This window comes from Rathayibacter sp. AY1C9 (assembly GCF_002932315.1).
Lineage (GTDB): Bacteria > Actinomycetota > Actinomycetes > Actinomycetales > Microbacteriaceae > Rathayibacter.
Genome location: NZ_PSVZ01000019.1, coordinates 39,997 through 58,822 on the forward strand (window position 1 = coordinate 39,997; position 18,826 = coordinate 58,822).

Here is an 18,826-nt window from a genome sequence, read left to right on the forward strand (position 1 = left end):
CGCGTCCGCGGACGACGACGGCCCCGGCGCAGTGCCGGGGCCGTGTCGGAGGGCGCGACTACTTCGCGGCGGCCTTGAGCTTGGTGCCCGCGGAGACCTTGACCGAGTGGCCGGCGGCGATCTGGATGGTCTCGCCGGTCTGCGGGTTGCGGCCGGTGCGCGCGGCGCGGGAGGTGCGCTCGACGGCGATCCAGCCGGGGATGGTGACCTTCACGTCGTTCGACACGGAGTCGGCGAGGGTGGTGAAGAGCGAGTCGAGGACGCCGTTGACGGCGGCCTGGCTCTGGCCGGAGTCGGCGGCGATCTTCGCGACGAGCTCGGTGCGGTTGAGCGACTTGTCAGCCATGGAGTGTCCTCCCAGGACGTTCTCGCTGTCGGAACAGCTGGTTTCGATGGATCGTCCTCGGCCGGGGACGGACGTCCTCAACCGGTCGGACCGTCGGTAACCTACCAGCCCCGCCCCGGATCTCCGGCGATTCCGGCCTCGAGACGCCCGGAACGACGCCGATCGCGCCGGTCGGTCCCTCCACAGGAGGCGCTCGGCGCCTCTCGTCCACCGATCCGCCGATCGCCACTCCGCAGAGTCCGCCGCCTGACGAGGATCGGCTCATGACGACGACGGCACTCCTCCCTCCATCCGCTCCGGCCGACGCGGCCCTCCCCCGGCCGCCCCGGCGGCACCCTCCCGCTCGCCGGCCGTACGAGCCCGGCCTCGCCGCGCTCGCGCTGGGCCTGCTCGCGCTCGCGTCCTCCGTGCATCCGCTCTGGGCCCTCCCCGCCGTCGCCGTGGCGGTCGCCGCGGTGATCGCGTCCGTGCGGGCGCTGCGGTGGGCGGGCGAGCGGAGGAGCGCGGTGGCCGGGCTCGCCTGCGCGGCTCTCGCGCTGCTCGTCTGCACCGTCACGGCACCCGCCTCCGTGCGGGCGGGCCTGGCCGTGCTGGCTTGGATCACCGCCCTGCGGCCCGGCCCGTGAGCGGGCGCGGCTCCGGTCCAGCCCGCCTCGCTACAGTGACGGCGGCCCGCGCCCGAGCGGGCCGGGAGGACGGCCACGATGGCTCAGACGGACGGTTGGATCTCGACGGCGATCTGGTGGCACGTCTACCCGCTCGGCTTCACGGGCGCCGAGGCGAGCGCCTCGGAGGGTCCGGGTCCGGACGACGAGCCGCAGCACCGCCTCCGCGCCCTGCTCCCCTGGCTCGACGACCTGCTGGCGCTGGGCTGCAACGGGCTGCTGCTCGGGCCGGTCTTCGCCTCCTCCACCCACGGCTACGACACGGTCGACCACTTCCGGATCGATCCCCGCCTCGGCGACGAGGCAGACCTCGACGCGCTGATCGCCGCGTGCCGCGAGCGCGGGATCCGGGTGCTGCTCGACGGGGTCTTCAACCACGTGGGACGGGAGCACCCCTGGTGGCGTGCCGCCGTCGCGGCCGGCGAGGGCTCCCCCGAGGCGGCGCGCTTCTCCCGCAGCGAGCGGTCGCAGGAGGTCGACGGCCTCCGCGTCGACGTGTTCGAGGGGCACGACGCTCTGGTCGAGCTCGACAACGGGAACCCCGAGGTCGCGGAGCACGTGTCCTCCGTGCTCGCGCACTGGCTCGAGCGGGGCATCGACGGCTGGCGGCTCGACGCGGCGTACGCGGTCGCGCCGGCGGCCTGGCGCGCGGCGATCGACCCGGTGCGGCAGCGCTTCCCCGACGCGTGGTTCGTCGGCGAGGTCATCCACGGCGACTACACCGGCTACGTGCGGGAGTCGGGGCTCGACTCGGTCACGCAGTACGAGCTCTGGAAGGCCGTCCGCAACTCCCTCGAGGAGGCGAACCTCTTCGAGCTGGCCTGGTCCCTGAAGCGCCACGACGACTTCGTCCGCGAGTTCCTGCCCCTGACCTTCGTCGGCAACCACGACGTGACCCGGATCGCCAGCGCCGTCAGCGACGAGCGCCACCACGGCCACGCCACGGCGATCCTCGGCTTCGTCGCCGGCGTGCCGAGCATCTACTCCGGCGACGAGCGGGGCCTGCGCGGCGTCAAGGAGGAGCGGATCGGCGGCGACGACGCGATCCGCCCGGAGTTCCCGGCCGAGCCCGCCGAGTGGCCGGGCGGGGAGGCCTACCGGGCCCACCAGGAGGTCGTCGCGTTCCGCCGACGGAACCCGTGGCTGGTCGGCGCGAGCACCCGCACGGTCGACCTCTCCAACACCGCCGTGATGCTCGTGGCGGAGGGCCCGGAGGGACGCACCGCGCGGCTCGCGCTGAACATCGGCGACGAGACGGCGACCGTCGGCGGCGTCCAGGTCGCTCCCCACTCCTGGTCGCTGCACGACTGACCCGGCGCGCGGGCGGCCCGGCAGTGCGCGACGGAGCGTCGACCTCCGGGGGCCCGTCCTCTACGCTCGGGCGCATGCCGAGACCTGCACGAGGACCCTTCGACGGGCGAGCCGACTCGATCGACGACGCCGGGATGCCGGCGTCCGGACTCGAGCAGGCGTTCGCCGCCCCCGTCGACCCGGAGAGCGACCCCGGACCGGGCGAGAGGAGCGGCCTGTCGAGCCGCATCGCCCAGGAGCTGCTCGAGGACGGCTTCGGCCTCGACGCGAGCGACGAGGAGCCCCCGTCCCGCGCCGTGGAGATCGACGATCCCGCCCGCGCCGTGGGTGACGATCCCGCCCACCCCGTGCACGGCTCGATGTCCGGCGAGTTCGAGCGCCGCTGAGCCCGGCCGCCGTCGGTCGGTCGTCGACAGCCCGGCGGCACCGCTCCGCCCGCCGGCCGTCGTCACCCCGCCGGTACCGCGCCGCCGGCCGCCGGAGCCGGGTCCGGGCCGGCCGCCTGCAGCTCGGCGAGGAATCCGGGCCGGAGCACGCGTGCCTCGATCGACGCGGCTCCCGAGGTCCAGCCGTCGCCGAGCGGACGCTCGGGCGTGAGCAGCACGTGGCCCGGCGTCCCCGCTCGGCCGAGGGCGGCGGCGACGCGGCCCTCCGGATCGTAGAGGGCGTGGTCGACGAGCGGCCCGTAGACGGCGTGCACCGCGAAGTCCTCGCGGCTGCCGAGGAGGACGGGCAGCAGCTCCTCGCCCGGGCGCAGGCCGTGGGGCCACCAGCGGAAGCGCTCGACGAGCGCGTGGCAGGCGGCGCACGAGGGCGAGAAGAAGACGAGGTGCGTCGCCGGGCGGGACAGCTCCTCGAGCGTCAGGAGCTCGCCGGCCACTGTGACGAACGCGAGGTCGGCGGCCGAGAGGTCACCCTCGGGCGCGCGCCCCGGCGCGGACTCCCTGTCGGCTGCGGACAGGCGGGCGGCCGCCCGGACGCGAGCGGCCGTCGACGCCGCAAGGCGGTCGCGCACCAGCACGAGCGAGACCGCGGCGAGAGCGGCGGCGAGCCCGGACGCCGCCGCCGAGGCACCGCCGCCGCCGAGCAGCGCGGCCGGAGCGAGCCCGCCGAGGGCCCCGGCGACCGCGAGCGCGAGCAGCACCGCGTTCCTCGCGACGGTGCGTCCGGTCATCCGTGCCGAGCCCAGCCCGCCGAAGCACTCGCAGTCGACGTCCTCCGTCGCGCGGACCGCGCGGACGGCGACGACGAGGAACACGGCGTCGAGGAGCGCCACCGGCACGAGGGCGGCACGGTGCGCCGGAGCGGGCGCCAGCACCACCGCGGCGCCCAGCGCGATCTCGACGACGGGGAAGGCGGCCGCGAACCAGCCGCGGCGCCGGAGGAGGAGGGGAACCCCGAGCGCCTCGAGGCTCGCCCGGAACCGCTCCGTGCGGCCGAGCTTCAGGGCGCCGCTGACGACGAGCACCGCGCCCGCGCACCACGCGGCGATCGCGAGAACCGCCTCCAGCATCCGTCGCCCTCCTCGCTCGGCATCGACCCGCACGACGCTACCGCGCGGACCGGCCTCCCGCGGCCGAGGCGGGGAACGGGGCGGAGACGGCGCGATCCGGCGCGTTCCGCCCTCCGGACGAGCCGCTGCCGGCGCATCCGGCGCCCGGATCCCTCCAGGCGGGGCGCCCCCGGGCTCCCTCCCGGTCCCGGACGGCCGCTCCGCCGTACACTGCGAGAGGATCGGAGGGGTCATGCGGGGACGGCGAGCGCGCGACGAGCGGCACGGCACGGCGGCGAGTCCGCCTGCGGCCGCCGCTCCCCCGGCTGCGGTCACGGCTCCGGCCCCCTCGGACTCGCCGGACGACGCCTCGGGCGACGTCTCGACCGGGATGCGGATCGCCGCCGCCTGGTCGTGGCGCTTCCTCGCCGTCGCCGGGCTCCTCTACCTCCTCGTGCGCCTCGTCTCGCTGCTGCCCGTGATCGTCGTGCCGGTGCTGATCGCGCTGCTGCTCACCGCGCTCCTCACCCCGCTGCGGAACCGGCTCGAGCGCCTGCGGCTCCCCCGCCCGCTCGCGGTCCTGGTCTCGATCGTCCTGATGCTCCTCCTGCTGACCGGCCTCGTCGGGCTGGTGATCGTGCAGTCGCGCTCCGGCTTCAGCGGAGTGGGGCAGCGCGCTCTCGACGCGGTCGACGGCGTCGAGGCGTGGCTGCGGAGCCCGCCGCTGTCGTTCTCGGACGTCCAGCTCTCGGACTGGGCGCAGCGCGCGGTCGACTGGGCCGACGCGCAGGCGTCGACGATCGCATCCGGGGCCCTCGCCGTCGGCTCCCAGCTGGCCGAGGTCTTCGCCGGAACCCTCCTCACCCTGTTCTCGCTGATCTTCCTGCTCCTCGACGGCCGCCGGATCTGGCACTGGTTCCTCCGCCTCCTCCCCCGCCGCGCCCGGCCGGCGATGGAGCGCGGCGGCGCCGCCGGCTGGCGGACCCTCAGCCAGTTCGTGATCGCGCAGCTCGGCGTCGCCGGGATCAACGCCGTCGGCATCGGCATCGGCGCGCTCGCGCTGCAGCTGCCGCTCGTCGTGCCGATCGCGATCGTGGTGTTCCTCGGCTCGTTCGTCCCGATCCTCGGCGCGATCGTGACCGGTGCGCTCGCCGCGCTGGTCGCGCTGCTGTTCAGCGGGCCCGTCGCCGCGCTGGTGATGGTCGGCGTCGTGATCCTGGTGCACCTGCTCGAGGGGCACGTGCTGCAGCCGCTCATCCTCGGGACCGCCGTGAAGGTGCATCCGCTCGCCGTGGTGCTCGGAGTCGCGACCGGGCTCGAGGTGGCCGGGCTCGCCGGAGCGCTGTTCGCGGTGCCGACCATCGCGACGCTGAACGCGGCGGTCACCGCCATGCGGGCGCGCGCGCCCGGCGCGGAGTGAGCGCGTTCGATCCGGCCGCCCGACCCGGATCGACGGTGCTGCCCGCCCTCGCCTGCCCGGTCTGCGGCGGCGCGCTCGCCCCCGACGCGCTCCCCCGCCCCTCCTCGCTCCGCTGCCCCCTCGGGCACAGCGCCGACCTCGCGCGTCAGGGCTACGCCTCGCTGCTGCGCGGGAGGCATGCGACCTCGGGCGACACCGCGGCGATGGTGCAGGCCCGCGCCGACCTGCTCGGCTCCGGCCACTACCGGGTGATCCAGGACGCGGTCGCCGCGGCCGTCCCCGCCGGCGCGCGGCTCGTGGTCGACCTCGGCTGCGGCACCGGGGCGTACCTCGCGGCCGTGCTCGAGGCGCATCCGGCGGCGGACGGGCTGGGCCTGGACCTCTCGGCCCCGGCCGCCCGCCGCGCCGCCCGCGCGCACCCCCGGGCGGCGATCGCGACCGCCGACCTCTGGCAGCCCCTCCCGCTGGCCGACGCCTCCGCCGACGCTCTGCTCACCGTCTTCGCGCCGCGGAACGCCCCGGAGATGCGGCGGGTGCTCCGTCCGGGCGGCGTCGCCGTCGTCGTCACTCCGCGCGAGAGGCACCTGCACGAGATCCGCGAGCGGTTCGGGATGCTCGGCATCGACGCCGGCAAGGCGGAGCGGCTCGACGAGCAGCTGGCGGGGTTCGCGCTCGAGGAGCGCACCGAGCTGGACACGACGGTGCTGATGAGCGTCGACGAGCTGCGCGCCGAGGTGCTGATGGGGCCGAGTGCCCACCACGTGGATCCCGAGGCGCTGGACGCGCGGCTCGCGGCGGTGGAGGGGACGACCGCGGTGACGGTCGCGGTCACCGTGTCGCGCTTCGTGCGCGCGGAGTAGCGGCGGGCGTGCCGCCGGCCCCGCGTCAGTACGTCTCGCGCAGGCGCTCCTGGTCGACCACCGCTTCGCGGTCCGCGAGGCGGCGCAGGCCCGCGAGGGGCTGGGCCATCCGGTGGTTGCCGCGGAGGACCGGCTCGGCCCGGTCGAGGAAGGCCCAGTACCCGGCGGTCACCGGGCAGGCGTTCTCGCCCAGGCGCACCTTCGGGTCGAAGCGGCAGCCGCCGCAGTAGTCGGACATCCGGTTGATGTAGGCGCCGCCCGAGGCGTACGGCTTCGTCGCGACGACGCCGCCGTCGGCGTGCTGGGACATCCCGATCACGTTCGCCGGCATCACCCACTCCGTGCCGTCGACGAAGACGTCCACGAACCAGTCGTTGAGCTCCGCCGGATCCCACCCCCGCTGCAGTCCCCAGTTGCCGAGCACCATCAGGCGCTGGATGTGGTGCGCCCAGCCGTGCCGGTGCACGTCGTCGAGCGTCTCGTGCAGGCAGTTCGCCTCGATGCCGCTCGGGTCGAGGTTCAGCAGCTCCGCGGGCAGCGGTGTGGAGGCGCCGAGCGCACGGCTGCGGTTCCGGTAGTCCGGCCCGAGGTGCCAGAACAGGTTCCAGACGTAGTCGCGCCAGCCGAGGATCTGGCGGATGAACCCCTCCGTCGCCGCGATCGGCGCGCCCCCGGCGGCGTACTCCGCCTCGGCCGCCTCGACGACCGTCCGCGGATCGAGCACGCCGAGGTTCATCGGGGCGCTGAGCAGCGAGTGCGCCATCGTCCAGTCGCCCGAGAGCATCGCGTCCTCGTGGGTCCCGAAGTCGCCCAGGCGCGACGACACGAAGTCGGCGAGCGCCGCCTCGGCCTCGGCGGGCGTCGCGGCGAAGCGGCGCGGACCGTCGGAACCGACCAGGCGGACCGTCCCCTCGGCCTCCCAGCGCGCGAGGTCGGCGCGCACCTCCTCGTCGATGTCGTCCTCCTCCGGCCACCACGGGTCCGGCAGGCCGAGCCGGGAGGCGCCCTTGGGCGGAGGCTGGCGGTTGTCGTGGTCGTAGTTCCAGCGGCCGCCCTCGGGCTGGTCGCCGCGCATCAGCACGCCGGTGCGCTCGCGGCTCCACCGGTAGAAGTCCTCCAGCAGCAGGCGCTTGCCCGAGCGGGAGAGCGCCCACTCGCGGAAGTCCTCCTCGGCCGTGACGAAGCCGCGGCTGGGCAGGACGCTCATGCCGAGCCTGCGGGCGAGGCGGCGGCCGCCGCGGGTCGGCGGGTCGATCACCTCGAGGTCGTCGCGCCCGGCGAGGGCCTCGCCGAAGGTCTCGGAGCGGACGTACTCGGCGCGGTCCCCGAGCTCGCGGGCGCGGTGGCGGAGCGCCGACAGCAGCAGCTGCGCCTTGGCGCGGTGCATCGGGCGGCGCCCGAACGCCGATCGGGCCTCGACCAGCAGCATCGGACCGCCGTCGTCGAAGGCCGGTCCGAGCTGGCCGATGACGCTCCAGCGGGTGCGAGGGGGTCTGCTCATCCTCGGAGGCTAGGCGGGCGGATCCGGCACCGGTAGGAGTTGCGCGGCACGGATGTGCAGCCGCCACGTCTTGCACCCCCGCCCCCGATGCAGAAGTCTCGGAGCGAGCGCGGCCGATCCGACCGCGCACCGACGCGACGAAGCGAGGAGGCCGCCATGGCCCACCACGACCACGACAACGAGCACCACGAGGGTCACGAGCACCACGACCACCACGAGGGTCACGACGAGCACACCGCCGGCCACGGCCGTCACGTCGCCGAGGGCACGAGCACCGAGGACACCGAGGGCGGCGAGTACACCTCGACGGAGGGCGTCTCGCACACCGCCGGCGAGGCCGAGGGCAGCTACGTCGACACCTCGGTCAACGAGCAGAGCACCGCCGACAAGGGCAGCTACGTCGACACCAGCGCCGCGGGCACCTCCGCCGAGGGCGAGGGCGAGTACACCGACCGCGACGAGTGACCCGCGCCCGGGCGCCGCGCGTCCCGCCGGGACACCGCGCTCCGGCCGGTGTCCCGGCGGGGAGCCGGCGCCTCGGCGGGACGCGGTGGTCCGCCGGCCCTTCAGGCGGGCTTCAGCGGAGCCGCGGCTAGCCTGGGCTCGCGCGGGGCCCCGCGCGCCGAGCCCGGGGAGGCCGCCATCCGCATCCTGGTCGTCGACGACGAGATCAACCTGCTCCGCGCCCTCGAGACGGGCCTGGAGGCCGAGGGCTTCGCCGTGGACACCGCCACCACCGGCACCGACGCCCTCTGGTACGCGCAGGAGGCCGACTACGCCGCCATCGTCCTCGACCTGATGCTCCCGGACGTCAGTGGCTTCCGCGTCTGCGAGCGGCTGCGCGCCGCCGAGGACTGGACCCCGATCCTGATGCTCACCGCGAAGGACGGCGACCTCGACCAGGTCGAGGCCCTCGACACCGGCGCCGACGACTACCTCACCAAGCCGTTCTCGTTCCCGGTGCTCGTCGCGCGGCTGCGCGCCCTCATCCGCCGCGGAGCCGCCGAGCGGCCCACGGTGCGCGTCGTCGGCGATCTCGTGCTGGATCCGGCGTCCCGGAGCGTCGAGCGGGGCGGAGTCGCCGTGCCGCTGACCGCGCGCGAGTTCAGCGTCCTCGAGTACTTCGTCTCGCGGGCGGGCGAGGTCGTCTCCAAACGCGACGTCCTCGGAGCCGTCTGGGACTTCGACTACGACGGCGACCCGAACATCGTCGAGGTCTACGTCCGCACCCTGCGCAACAAGATCGACCGGCCCTTCGGCCGCGACACCCTCCGCACCCGGCGCGGGGCGGGCTACACGCTGGTGGCCGGGTGAGCCGCCGGAGCCTGCGGACCCGCATCACCGCGGCCGCGACCGCCGTGGTGGCCGCCGCCGCGCTCCTCGGGAGCGTGCTCTTCGTCCTGGTCCTCTCCTCCGTGCTCGCCTCGAGCGCCGCCTCCGCCGCCGACGCCGAGGCGGAGCGGGTCGCGGCGCTGGTCGAGCAGGGCGGCCCGGAGGCCGTCCGCGGCTCGGAGGGACTGGTCCAGCTCGTGGTCGACGGGCGGGTGACCGCCGCGGGCGAGGACGCGGAGGACCTCCCTCCGCTCGCGCTGGCCGAGAGCGACGACCCGGTCACGGTCGACGTGGACGACGAGGGGGCGGTGGTGGTCGCCGCCCGCGAGCTCGACGACGACTCCCTCGTCGTGGTCGGCGTGCCCGACGAGGGCCGCGAGGAGGCGGTGTCCACGACGATCGGGCTGCTCGCGGTCGCCGTCCCGCTGCTGATCGCGCTGGTGGCGGTGGTGTGCGCCGTCGTCGTCGGCCGGGCGCTGCGCCCCGTGGAGCGGATGCGCGCGGAGGCCGAGGCGGTCACCTCCTCCGCCCTGGACCGCCGGATCGCCGCTCCCGGCTCCGGCGACGAGGTCGACCGGCTGGCGCACACCCTCAACCGGATGCTCGATCGGCTGCAGAGCGGGCAGGAGCGGCAGCGGCGCTTCGTCTCGGACGCCTCGCACGAGCTGCGCTCCCCCGTCGCGGCGCTGCGTCAGACCGCGGAGGTGGCGCTCGCGCACCCGGACCGGCTCGACTCCGCCCGGCTGGCGAGGACGGTCGCGGAGGAGTCGGTGCGGCTCGGCGGGCTGATCGAGGGCCTGCTGCTGCTCGCCCGGGCGGACGAGGCGCGCCTGGCCGTGGCGGCGGCTCCCGTGGACCTCGACGATCTCGCCCTCGGCGAGGTGCGGCGCCTGCGCGACTCCGGAGCCCGGGTCGACGCGAGCGGGATCTCGCCCGTGCAGGCGGTGGCCGACGAGGCCCTGCTCTCGCGGGCGCTGCGGAACCTGGTCGACAACGCGGTGCGGCACCGCTCCTCGCAGCTGGCGCTCTCGACCCGGATCGACGGAGCGGAGGCGGTGCTCGCGGTGGACGACGACGGGCCGGGGATCCCGGCGGCGGAGCGCGAGCGGGTGCTCGAGCGCTTCGTCCGCCTCGACGAGGGCCGGACGCGCGACGCCGGAGGGTCGGGCCTCGGCCTGGCGATCGTCGCCGGGATCGCGCGGGCCCACGGCGGACGGGTCGTCGTCGGCGACTCGGCGCTGGGCGGCGCCCGGGTCGAGGTGCGGGTGCCGCTCGTCCGCTGAGCGGGCGCTTCAGGCCTGCTTCAGCGCCCGACCGCGAGAGTGCTGGAGGCGTCGACGAGCGGCGCCGGGACGGAGCCATCGTGCAGAAGAAGACGAAGATCATCGCCGGGATCGCCGGAGCGGTCGTGCTGATCGGAGCCGGGACGGGCATCGCCTACGCCGCGACCGACGGCTTCGAGGGATCCGACTCCCTCACCGGCAGCGACCTGGACCGCGCGAGCGAGGCCGCGCTCGCCGAGATCGGCGGCGGGACCGTCACCTCGGCCGAGCGCGACGACGACGGCGCCACCGGCTACGAGCTGGACCTGACCGACCGCGACGGCCTCGAGTACGAGGTGCGCCTCGACGACTCCTTCGCCGTCGTGTCCGTGGACCCCGACGACCGCGCCCTCCAGGCCGGCTCGGGCGACGACGGCGTGCCTGCCGGCGACCCGACCGCGGCCGCCGTGGACCCGGACGACCTCACCGGCGACGACCTGGCCCGCGCGAGTGAGGCGGCGCTGGGCGCCGTCGGCTCCGGGACCGTCACCGAGGCCGAGCGCAGCGACGACGCCGACCACGCCTTCGAGGTGGAGGTCACCCGCGAGGACGGCAGGGACGTGGACGTCGAGCTCGACGCCGCGTTCGCCGTGCTCTCGACGCAGGAATAGCGCTCTAGCGGCCGCCGGGGCCCTTCGCGGCCCCGGGTGCGGCACCGCTGCCCGCGGGGGCGCCGACGCCGGTCGCCGCACCGCGAGCGCCGGGGCCGTTGCCGTTGCCGCCCGCGTTGCCGTTGCCGTTGCCGTTGCCGTTGCCGTTGCCGTTGCCGTTGCCGTTGCCGGGAGCGTTCCCGCTGTTCCCGGGAGCGTTCCCGCTGTTCCCGGGTGCGTCGCCGCTGTTCCCGGGTGCGTCGCCGCTGTTCCCCGGAGCGTCCTCGCCGGGAGCGGCCGGGGTCTCCTCCGCGGGCTCCTCCGGCTCGGTCGGCGTCTCCTCCGGCTCCGACTCCTCGGGCGAGGGGGCGGGGTCGTCCTCGGTCTGGACGGGGGCCGGCGTGTCCTCCGGCTCCTCCTCGACCGGGGTCGTCTCCTCGGGAGCCGGGGCGGTCGTCTCGGCCGGCGCCGGCTCCGGGGCTCCCGCGATCAGGGCCTCGAGGTCGGCGCGGACGACGTCGGCCTGCGCCTGCACCGTCGCTGCGCGGTCGGAGCTGACCGAGCCCTCGGCGAGCGCGGCGTCGAGCGCCGACTGCAGAGCGGCGAGCTCGGTGAGAGCGCCCTGGTAGTCGTCGGCCGATGCCTTCTCGGCGACGGCCACCACCGCGTCGTCGAGGGTCTGGGCGGTGCCCTCGTCGATGCCCTGCGGCGCGGAGGAGCATCCGCTCAGCAGCAGGACCGAGGCGAGCACGGCGCCGGCGGCGCGCAGTCTGAGGCCCCTCACGAGCGGATGCTCTCGCGCAGCTGACGGAGGTGGTCGCCCAGCTCGCCGTCCACCTGCGGCAAAGGCGACTGGGGACCGTCGATCAGGATGATCGCGAGCCCGACGGCGACCGCGACCAGCGCGAGCACCAGCACGATCAGCCACGGGCTCGGGCCGCGGCGCTGCGGAGGGGCGGCCGCGGGGCGGAGCGGAGCCGTGCGCGGCGCCGGAGCGGTCTGCGGTGCCGGAGCGATCCGCGGTGCCGGAGCGATCCGCTCGGTCGCGGTGAAGCGCTGCGTCGGAGCGATCGCCTCCGTGGCCGGGTAGGCGTCGGCCGCGAGCCGGCGGGTCGGGTCGAGCGCCTCCGTCCGCGTGATCGGCTCGGTCTCGGCGAGCGGCTCCGTCGACATCACCCGGGTGGCGGGGACGTCGGGGACGACGATGGCCGCCGGCGGGGAGTCGCGCCGCGGATCGATCAGGCGGCGTGCCGACTCCGCCACCTGGAGCGCGGCGGGACGCTCGCCGGGCTCGCGCCGCGTCATCGAGGTCAGGAGCGAGGTCCAGCCGCTGCCGAGCGACTCCGAGACCTCGGGGTCGCGGAGCAGGCGGGCGAGCGTGACCTCGATCGCCGAGCCCGTGAACGGGCGGCGGCCGGTCAGCGACTCCAGGAGCACCAGGCCGAGGGAGTAGATGTCGCTCGCCGAGGTGACCGGGTCGCCGTGCGCCTGCTCGGGGCTGAGGTAGGCGGCGGTGCCGATGAGGGTGCCGGGCGCGGTGATCCGCGTCGCGTCGATGAGGGAGGCGATGCCGAAGTCGGCCAGCTTCGGGCGGAACTCGCGGCTGGTCAGCGGGCTCGGGACGAGCAGCACGTTCGACGGCTTCACGTCGCGGTGCACGACTCCGGCCGCGTGGACCGTGTGCAGGGCCTCGCCGAGGTCGCCCGCCATCGAGGCGACGTCGTTCGGCGCGACCGGGCCCTCGGCGAGCCGCTCGGACAGGCTCGGGCCCTCGGCGAGCTCCATCACCATGTAGGCCTGGCCGTTGGTGTCGTCGCCGCCGTCGTGCGCGTCGTAGAGGGTGACGAGAGCGGGGTGGTTGAGGGCCGCGAGCAGCCGGATCTCGGACGCCTTGCGCTGCAGGTCCTGTGCGTCGTCGATGCCGGGGGCGAACATCTTCAGCGCGACGGAGCGGCCGAGGACGCCGTCTCGCGCCCGGTAGACCGTGGCCATGCCGCCGCGGCCGATGAGCTCCTCGATCGTGTACCGGCCGTCGACCGTCGTCCCGACGATGCGGGTGTCGCCTGTCCGGTGGGATGCCACAAGTCCTCCTCGCGGTCGGCGGCGGGTGTGCCGCGCCCCCCGGTGCGACTGTCGACCCAGGGTAGTACGTCGACCCTGCACGCCGCCCTCCCCCGGCCGGGCTGTCAAGCGGGTGCCCCCGCGCGCGCCCCGACGTAGCGTCGGAGGTCCCGACGAAAGGCGACGACATGGACCAGGACCGCACGGAGCAGGACGACCAGGGCTCGACCATCGGCAAGCCGGACGGGGCGGCTCCCGCCACCTCCTCCGAGAGCGAGACCATCGAGAAGGACATCTCGGAGTCGCCCGGCAGCGAGCGCGAGACCGAGGCCAAGCAGGACTCGGACCCGGCGGAGAGCCGCACCGAGGTCTCCGGCTCGGCCGAGGTGAAGGCCGTGCCCGGCACGGGCGGCCCGGACGACGTGGGCGACGTCGAGGTCGACCCCGACGAGGTCTCGCTGAACGGCAAGCCGTTCCCGGGTCACGCCGGCACGAAGTAGGACGCCCGGGAGGGGCGGGGCAGCGGCTCCGCTCCTCTCGTGCTCTCCGGTCCACCCACCACCCGTCGTCCGCCCTCGCCCGGAGGTTCCGCGGACCGCGCGGATCGTCCCGCGCGTGTCGGGCGAGCGGTGTCAGGCGACCGGCGTCAGCAGGCCCGGGTCGCGGCGGTCGACCGTGCGGGAGTTGTTCACGCGGCGGTCGACCGGGTAGGCCGTGACGGTCGACGCCATCGCGACGGACGCCCGGTCGAGGGTGGCGAGCATCTCCTCGGCGGAGGCGAGCGGAGCCGGGTCGAGCCAGGCGTCGCGCACGTCGGGCGTGAGGAACACGGGCATCCGGTCATGCACCTCGCCGGAGGCGTCGCGCGCCTCGCGGGTGATGATCGTGAAGGAGACGCGCCAGTCGTCGCCCTCCTTCCGGGCCGTGTAGAGGCCGGCCGCGGCGAGGATCGGCTCCTCGCCCTGCAGGAACCAGGGCTGCTTGCCGTCGGCGCGGGCCTCCCACTCGTAGTACCCGCGCATCGGCACGATCGCGCGCTGCTTGGCGAACGCCCCGCGGAACAGGCCGTTCGTCGCGACCGACTCGAGGCGCGCGTTGATCGGCGAGGGCCCCCTGCCCTTCGACCAGGACGGGGTGAAGCCCCAGGACGCGAGCTCCAGCTCGCGCTCCCGCTCGCCGTCGTGGAGCCGCTCGCGCACGATCGGCGCGACGTCGGTGGGAGCGACGCTGTAGTCGGGCGCCCAGTCCTCGGCGCGCCCGCCCGCGGCGACGAACTCGCGGATCAGCTCATCGGTCTCGGAGTCCATCGCGAAGCGGCCGCACATGCGGGACAGGCTACGCCGCACCTCCGACGCCGCGCGAGGCGCCCGGTCCGACCACCCGGGACTTCGCGGACCAGAAGCGCATCAGCGCGCCGGCGAGGATCGAGCCCAGCGCGCCGGCGGCGAGGTCGCCGAGCGTGTCCTCGTAGCCGACGAAGATCGAGGAGTCGATGAAGCGGTGCCCCGCCCACTCGCCCCACTCCCACAGGACGCCCGCCGTCGTCCCGAAGCAGGCGCAGAGCACGACCGCCGGGAGCAGCGGCCCGCGATCGCCCGCGACGGCCGGCACGACTCCGGCCCGCGCGGCGACGATGTAGGCCACCGCGGCGATCAGCCCGTTGAGCACGCAGTGCACGACCAGGTCCCACTGCGGCCAGGCCTCGTAGAGGCCGAGGACGCTGCTCCAGGACGCCACGAGCAGCGCGAGCCCGAAGAGGGCGTCGAGCGCCGGACGGATGCCGAGGAAGCGCGGCAGCACCAGCCCGATCGCCGCGAGCGCGAGCACCGCCACGTCGACCAGGTCCCAGCCGATCGCGGCCGCCACGATGCTCGCCGCCCCGATCGCGCGGATGCCGTCGGCCGTCCACTCCCCGCGGGTGCGCGGGGGCTCGAGGAAGGTCTCGACGAGGGCGGAGCCGCTCACGGCTTCGTGAAGCGCAGCACGGCCTGGACCGGCTCGTGGTCGGAGGGCGCCGCTCCCCCGTAGCGGACGGCGTTGGTCCCGGCGGAGACCACCTCGAACGCGCCCTCGCTGACGAGCAGCCAGTCGATCCGCTTGCCCGGCGCCGGCGCGCGGTAGTTCGAGAAGGTGCTCCACGAGTGGGTGAGGTGCTTCTCCGCCGTCTCCCACGCGTCCGCGAGGCGGCCCTCGTCGAGGATCGTCCGGTAGGGGACGGTGTCGACGTCGGTGTTGGTGTCGCCCATCACGATCGCGGGGCGTCCGAGCTCGAGGACGCGGCGGGCGATCAGCTCGGCGGAGCGCTGGCGCGAGCGCCGCGAGATGTGGTCGAAGTGGGTCGAGACCACGGTGAGCTCGCGGCTGGTCGCGTGATCGGTCAGCTCCGCGATCACGGCGGTGCGCGGGATGCGGTTGCCCCAGCTGCGCGAGCCGGCGACGTCCGGGGTGTCCGAGAGGGCGATCTGGGTCCAGTGCCGGACGGCGTAGCGGCTGCGGTCGACGAAGAGCATCACGCGCTCGCCGCCGCGGTCCGCGTCCCGGCCGAAGCCCATCGCCTCGAAGGAGGAGCCCAGCGCCTCGTGCACGGCGGCCGACTGGTCCGGCAGCGCCTCCTGCACGGCGAGGATCGAGGGGCGCTCCTGCTCCAGCACCCGCTGGACGAGCGGGCGGCGCCGGTCCCACTGGTCGACGGCGCGGGAGGTGAGGCGCGGCATCCGCCGGCGGATGTTGTAGGTCATCACGTGCAGATCGGGCGCCTCGGTCGGGCCGATCAGAGGCGTCGCGTCGGTCATCACTCCACCCTACGGGGGCGGATCGAGGTGCCACGGAGGCTTGCGGTGACCGCTCCCGGCCGCTCTACTTCGGACATGCCCCTCTCCCAGGACCTCACCGCCCTCGCCGACGAGCGCTTCGTCTCGCTCACCACGTTCCGGAAGTCCGGGGACGCCGTCTCGACCCCGGTCTGGATCGCCCGCGACGGCCACGAGCTGATCGTCACCACTCCCCGCCGCAGCGGCAAGGTGAAGCGCCTCCGCAACGACGCGCGGGTGACCCTCGTCCCGTGCGACCGCCGCGGCCGCGTCTCCGACTACGCGGTGCCGGTCGAGGCCGCCGCGGAGATCGACGCCGACCCCGGCGAGGTCGAGCGCCTGGGCCGCGTGTTCCTGGCGAAGTACCGGCTCGAGTACCGCGTGTTCCTCCTGATCGAGGGCCTGGTCACCCGCGCCGACCGCACCCGCGTGATGCTCCGCGTCTCCGACCGCTGACCCGCACCGCCCTACACCCCCGGAGGCTCCCGCCGGAAGGCCTGGGGGCCGCCGGACCCGGGGTCTACCGTGGGGCGATCGCCGGTGCCCCTGCGCGCTTCCCGCGTGCGCTCCGGCGGCAGTCAGAAGGAGCACGCAATGAGCATCGGAGCAGGGATCTTCCTCCTCGTCGTCGGCGCGGTCCTCGCCTTCGCGGTGGACGTGCAGGTGTCCGGGATCGACCTGAAGCTGGTCGGCTACATCCTCATGGCGGCCGGAGCGGTCGGCCTGATCCTCGGGCTGGTCCTGCTGACGCGCCGCCGCCAGGCCGTCTCGACCACGCGCTCGGCCGTCGACCCGGCCAGCGGCGAGCAGGTCACCCGCCGCTCGAGCGAGAGCGACGGCCCGCTGATCTGATCGGCGGAACGACGAAGGGCGGGACCTCGCGGTCCCGCCCTTCGTCGTTCACGGCCCTACTCGGCGGGCTCGTCCGGCTCGCCGCCGGAGACGGTGTCGGTGTCGCCGCCACCGGAGGAGGTGTCCGTCCCGGTGCCGTCGGGGAGGTCCTCGGTCTTCTCGGTGTCCTCACCCGTGGTGCGGTCGGTGCTCATGGCGCTCTCCCTTCGCGTCGGCGACCTGCCGACCCTCCCACTCTGCTCCGCCTGCGCCTCGCGGGGCAGGGGGTAGCGGAGGCGGAGGCCGGCGTGGAAGGCGCCTACTCCTCGACGACGATGGTGGTGATGACCGGGTTGCGGCGGTGGCGGCGGGTCAGCCAGCGGCCGAGGGTGCGCGTGATCAGCGCCTCCATGGCCTCGAGCTCGACCGGCTTGCCCGCGGCCTGCAGGACGGCGTCGTCGATCGCCTTGCTCGCGTTGGCCTTCCAGCCCGGCTCCTCGACGAAGCCGCGGGTGAAGAACTCGACCGGCTCGCCGAGCGTGCCGCGGTCGAGGTCGGCGATGGCGAGGACCGTGATGGCCCCCTCCTCGGCGAGGACGATGCGGTCGTTCATCGCGTCCTCGGTGGCGACTCCCATCGTGGTGCCGTCGACCAGGATCTGCTCGGCCGGGATGCGCCCGCTGATGCGCGAGCGGCCCTTCACCAGGTCGATCGAGACGCCGTCCTCGATGACGAAGACGTCCTTCTCGTCGATCCCGGTGCGCGTCGCGATCGCCGCATTCGCGGTGAGGTGGCGCCACTCGCCGTGCACGGGGAGCACCGCGGTGGGGCGCAGGATGTTGTAGCAGTAGGCGAGCTCGCCCGCGCTGGCGTGGCCCGAGACGTGCACCTTGGCGTTGCCCTTGTGCACGACGGTGGCACCCCAGCGGGTGAAGGCGTTGATGATCCGGTAGATCGCGTTCTCGTTGCCGGGGATCAGCGAGCTGGCCAGCAGCACGGTGTCGCCGGGGCCGATGTCGATGATGTGGTCCTTGTTGGCCATGCGCGAGAGCGCCGCCATCGGCTCGCCCTGCGAACCGGTGCAGATCATCACGATCTCGGTCGCGGGGAGCTTCTCGAGCACCTTCATGTCGACGACGAGGCCGGCCGGGATCTTGAGGTAGCCCAGGTCGGCGGCGATGCCCATGTTGCGGACCATCGAGCGGCCGACGAAGGCGACCTTGCGGCCGTGGCGCTGCGCGGCGTCGAGGACCTGCTGGATGCGGTGCACGTGGCTCGCGAAGCTGGACACGACGATGCGGCGCGGCGCGGTGCGGAACACCTGGTCGATCGCGGGGGCGAGGTCGCCCTCCGAGATCGCGAAGCCGGGGACGTCGGCGTTCGTGGAGTCGACCAGGAACAGGTCGACGCCCTCGTCGCCGAGGCGCGCGAAGCCGGGGAGGTCGGTGGTGCGCCCGTCGAGCGGGAACTGGTCCATCTTGAAGTCGCCCGTGTGCAGCACGAGGCCGGCCTCGGTGCGGATCGCGACGGCGAGCCCGTCCGGGATGGAGTGGTTCACGGCGAGGAACTCGAGGTCGAAGACGCCGGCGTCGATCCGGTCGCCCTCCTTCACCGGGCGCGTGCGCGGCGTGATGCGGTGCTCCTGCAGCTTCGCGCTGATCAGCGCGAGGGTGAAGGTCGAGGCGATGATCGGGATGTCGCCGCGCTCCTTGAGGAGGTACGGCACGCCGCCGATGTGGTCCTCGTGGCCGTGGGTGAGGACGATGGCCTCGATGTCCTTCAGGCGCGAGCGGATCGCGGCGAAGTCGGGGAGGATCACGTCGATGCCGGGCTGGTTCTCCTCGGGGAAGAGGACGCCGCAGTCGACGATGAGCAGCTTGCCCTTGTGCTCGAAGACGGTCATGTTGCGGCCGATCTCGCCGAGGCCGCCGAGCGGAGTGATCCGCATGGCGCCCTTCTCGAGGGGCTTGGGCTTGGGGAGCTCGAGGTGGTGGCGGGCGGGCTTGGCGGTTCTGGCGTTTCTCATGCGGTTCTTCCGGGAGGGAGTGGCTGGACGCGGGCGCGCGGCGCAGGGTCCGACCGCGCGCCCGGTCGGGCCGCGGTGATGTGTCGCTCCGGCGCTGTGAGCGCTGTCGGGAGCGGGTGGAGGTGTGCGGGACGGGGCCGGGCGGGGCCGCTCTCAGCGGGCGGTGCCGTCCGTGCGGCGCGCTCTCGCGCACCGACCGTCCCGTACATCCTGCCAGCGTTCCCTGGGTCGCGGGTCCAGGAGGCGGGATCCGGGCCTC

General features: G+C 74.7%; 22 protein-coding genes. 12 read left to right on the forward strand and 10 right to left on the reverse strand.

Going from position 1 to position 18,826, the window contains the following annotated elements; all coding sequences use genetic code 11:
- Nucleotides 1–58: 58 nt before the first annotated feature.
- Entirely contained in the window at nucleotides 59–346 is a 288-nt protein-coding gene (locus C5D09_RS12730) for an HU family DNA-binding protein (RefSeq protein WP_056037903.1), read from the reverse strand.
- A gap of 263 nt (nucleotides 347–609) precedes the next feature.
- Here C5D09_RS12730 and C5D09_RS12735 point away from each other — a divergent pair, with 263 nt between their 5' ends.
- The 3 genes from C5D09_RS12735 (at nucleotide 610) to C5D09_RS17865 (ending at nucleotide 2,708) form a co-directional block, all read left to right on the forward strand.
- A complete protein-coding gene (locus C5D09_RS12735) occupies nucleotides 610–972 on the forward strand; it encodes a hypothetical protein (protein ID WP_104269450.1) in 363 nt (120 codons plus the stop codon).
- 78 nt (nucleotides 973–1,050) lie between these two features.
- Nucleotides 1,051–2,322 carry an alpha-amylase family glycosyl hydrolase gene (locus C5D09_RS12740; RefSeq protein WP_104269451.1) on the forward strand — a complete coding sequence of 424 codons (1,272 nt, stop codon included), beginning with the start codon at nucleotides 1,051–1,053 and terminating at the stop codon, nucleotides 2,320–2,322.
- A 74-nt stretch (nucleotides 2,323–2,396) separates the two neighbouring features.
- Nucleotides 2,397–2,708, forward strand: a complete 312-nt coding sequence (locus C5D09_RS17865; protein ID WP_146076888.1) for a hypothetical protein — start codon at nucleotides 2,397–2,399, stop codon at nucleotides 2,706–2,708.
- Between the two features lie 62 nt (nucleotides 2,709–2,770).
- Here C5D09_RS17865 and C5D09_RS17870 read toward each other — a convergent pair whose 3' ends face one another.
- Entirely contained in the window at nucleotides 2,771–3,835 is a 1,065-nt protein-coding gene (locus C5D09_RS17870; protein ID WP_104269452.1) for a MauE/DoxX family redox-associated membrane protein, read from the reverse strand.
- Between the two features lie 232 nt (nucleotides 3,836–4,067).
- Here C5D09_RS17870 and C5D09_RS12755 point away from each other — a divergent pair, with 232 nt between their 5' ends.
- Together C5D09_RS12755 and C5D09_RS12760 are read left to right on the forward strand one after the other, a co-directional pair.
- Nucleotides 4,068–5,234: an AI-2E family transporter gene (locus C5D09_RS12755; protein WP_104226121.1), complete on the forward strand. Its 1,167-nt coding sequence runs from the start codon at nucleotides 4,068–4,070 to the stop codon at nucleotides 5,232–5,234.
- Nucleotides 5,231–6,094, forward strand: coding sequence for a methyltransferase domain-containing protein (locus tag C5D09_RS12760; RefSeq protein ID WP_104269453.1), 864 nt, complete (start codon nucleotides 5,231–5,233; stop codon nucleotides 6,092–6,094). The genes C5D09_RS12755 and C5D09_RS12760 overlap by 4 nt, the downstream gene beginning before the upstream one ends.
- A gap of 25 nt (nucleotides 6,095–6,119) precedes the next feature.
- Here the strand turns inward: C5D09_RS12760 and C5D09_RS12765 are convergent, their stop codons facing one another.
- Nucleotides 6,120–7,595 carry a cryptochrome/photolyase family protein gene (locus tag C5D09_RS12765; RefSeq protein ID WP_104269454.1) on the reverse strand — a complete coding sequence of 492 codons (1,476 nt, stop codon included), beginning with the start codon at nucleotides 7,593–7,595 and terminating at the stop codon, nucleotides 6,120–6,122.
- Nucleotides 7,596–7,751: 156 nt separating this feature from the next.
- Between C5D09_RS12765 and C5D09_RS17545 the strand changes: the two genes are divergently transcribed.
- The 4 genes from C5D09_RS17545 to C5D09_RS17550 all read left to right on the forward strand — a co-directional run bounded on the left by C5D09_RS17545 (nucleotide 7,752) and on the right by C5D09_RS17550 (nucleotide 10,860).
- Nucleotides 7,752–8,060, forward strand: a complete 309-nt coding sequence (locus tag C5D09_RS17545; protein WP_181027115.1) for a hypothetical protein — start codon at nucleotides 7,752–7,754, stop codon at nucleotides 8,058–8,060.
- Nucleotides 8,061–8,237: 177 nt separating this feature from the next.
- The gene (locus tag C5D09_RS12775; RefSeq protein ID WP_104222956.1) at nucleotides 8,238–8,909 is read left to right on the forward strand and encodes a response regulator transcription factor; all 672 of its coding nucleotides are present in this window, start codon (nucleotides 8,238–8,240) and stop codon (nucleotides 8,907–8,909) included.
- A complete protein-coding gene (locus C5D09_RS12780; protein WP_104269455.1) occupies nucleotides 8,906–10,210 on the forward strand; it encodes a cell wall metabolism sensor histidine kinase WalK in 1,305 nt (434 codons plus the stop codon). Before C5D09_RS12775 ends, C5D09_RS12780 begins: the two co-directional genes overlap by 4 nt.
- Before the next feature lie 80 nt (nucleotides 10,211–10,290).
- Nucleotides 10,291–10,860, forward strand: a complete 570-nt coding sequence (locus C5D09_RS17550; protein ID WP_104269456.1) for a PepSY domain-containing protein — start codon at nucleotides 10,291–10,293, stop codon at nucleotides 10,858–10,860.
- Between the two features lie 4 nt (nucleotides 10,861–10,864).
- On the opposite strand, the gene C5D09_RS17175 is transcribed toward C5D09_RS17550, so the two are convergent.
- Both C5D09_RS17175 and C5D09_RS12795 read right to left on the reverse strand, forming a co-directional pair.
- The gene (locus C5D09_RS17175) at nucleotides 10,865–11,623 is read right to left on the reverse strand and encodes a hypothetical protein (protein ID WP_146085637.1); all 759 of its coding nucleotides are present in this window, start codon (nucleotides 11,621–11,623) and stop codon (nucleotides 10,865–10,867) included.
- The gene (locus C5D09_RS12795) at nucleotides 11,620–12,921 is read right to left on the reverse strand and encodes a serine/threonine-protein kinase (protein WP_104226116.1); all 1,302 of its coding nucleotides are present in this window, start codon (nucleotides 12,919–12,921) and stop codon (nucleotides 11,620–11,622) included. Before C5D09_RS12795 ends, C5D09_RS17175 begins: the two co-directional genes overlap by 4 nt.
- Nucleotides 12,922–13,088: 167 nt before the next feature.
- On the opposite strand from C5D09_RS12795, the gene C5D09_RS12800 reads away from it, so the two are divergent.
- The gene (locus C5D09_RS12800; protein ID WP_104222919.1) at nucleotides 13,089–13,400 is read left to right on the forward strand and encodes a hypothetical protein; all 312 of its coding nucleotides are present in this window, start codon (nucleotides 13,089–13,091) and stop codon (nucleotides 13,398–13,400) included.
- A gap of 132 nt (nucleotides 13,401–13,532) precedes the next feature.
- Here the strand turns inward: C5D09_RS12800 and C5D09_RS12805 are convergent, their stop codons facing one another.
- From C5D09_RS12805 to C5D09_RS12815, 3 genes are read right to left on the reverse strand one after another with little or no spacing between them, the layout of a single operon-like run.
- Entirely contained in the window at nucleotides 13,533–14,225 is a 693-nt protein-coding gene (locus C5D09_RS12805; RefSeq protein WP_104269457.1) for an SOS response-associated peptidase, read from the reverse strand.
- A gap of 10 nt (nucleotides 14,226–14,235) precedes the next feature.
- Complete coding sequence (locus tag C5D09_RS12810) at nucleotides 14,236–14,865, reverse strand: hypothetical protein (protein ID WP_104226114.1); 630 nt, start codon at nucleotides 14,863–14,865, stop codon at nucleotides 14,236–14,238.
- On the reverse strand, nucleotides 14,862–15,692 hold the full coding sequence (locus C5D09_RS12815) for an endonuclease/exonuclease/phosphatase family protein (RefSeq protein WP_104269458.1): 831 nt from the start codon (nucleotides 15,690–15,692) through the stop codon (nucleotides 14,862–14,864). Before C5D09_RS12815 ends, C5D09_RS12810 begins: the two co-directional genes overlap by 4 nt.
- 75 nt (nucleotides 15,693–15,767) lie before the next feature.
- Here C5D09_RS12815 and C5D09_RS12820 point away from each other — a divergent pair, with 75 nt between their 5' ends.
- Both C5D09_RS12820 and C5D09_RS12825 read left to right on the forward strand, forming a co-directional pair.
- Nucleotides 15,768–16,166, forward strand: a complete 399-nt coding sequence (locus tag C5D09_RS12820) for a PPOX class F420-dependent oxidoreductase (RefSeq protein WP_104246944.1) — start codon at nucleotides 15,768–15,770, stop codon at nucleotides 16,164–16,166.
- A gap of 138 nt (nucleotides 16,167–16,304) precedes the next feature.
- The gene (locus C5D09_RS12825) at nucleotides 16,305–16,562 is read left to right on the forward strand and encodes a DUF6458 family protein (RefSeq protein WP_104222924.1); all 258 of its coding nucleotides are present in this window, start codon (nucleotides 16,305–16,307) and stop codon (nucleotides 16,560–16,562) included.
- 56 nt (nucleotides 16,563–16,618) lie between these two features.
- Here the strand turns inward: C5D09_RS12825 and C5D09_RS17555 are convergent, their stop codons facing one another.
- Together C5D09_RS17555 and C5D09_RS12830 are read right to left on the reverse strand one after the other, a co-directional pair.
- A complete protein-coding gene (locus tag C5D09_RS17555; RefSeq protein WP_159940924.1) occupies nucleotides 16,619–16,756 on the reverse strand; it encodes a hypothetical protein in 138 nt (45 codons plus the stop codon).
- Nucleotides 16,757–16,860: 104 nt separating this feature from the next.
- The gene (locus C5D09_RS12830; protein ID WP_104269459.1) at nucleotides 16,861–18,567 is read right to left on the reverse strand and encodes a ribonuclease J; all 1,707 of its coding nucleotides are present in this window, start codon (nucleotides 18,565–18,567) and stop codon (nucleotides 16,861–16,863) included.
- Between the last annotated feature and the right edge of the window lie 259 nt (nucleotides 18,568–18,826).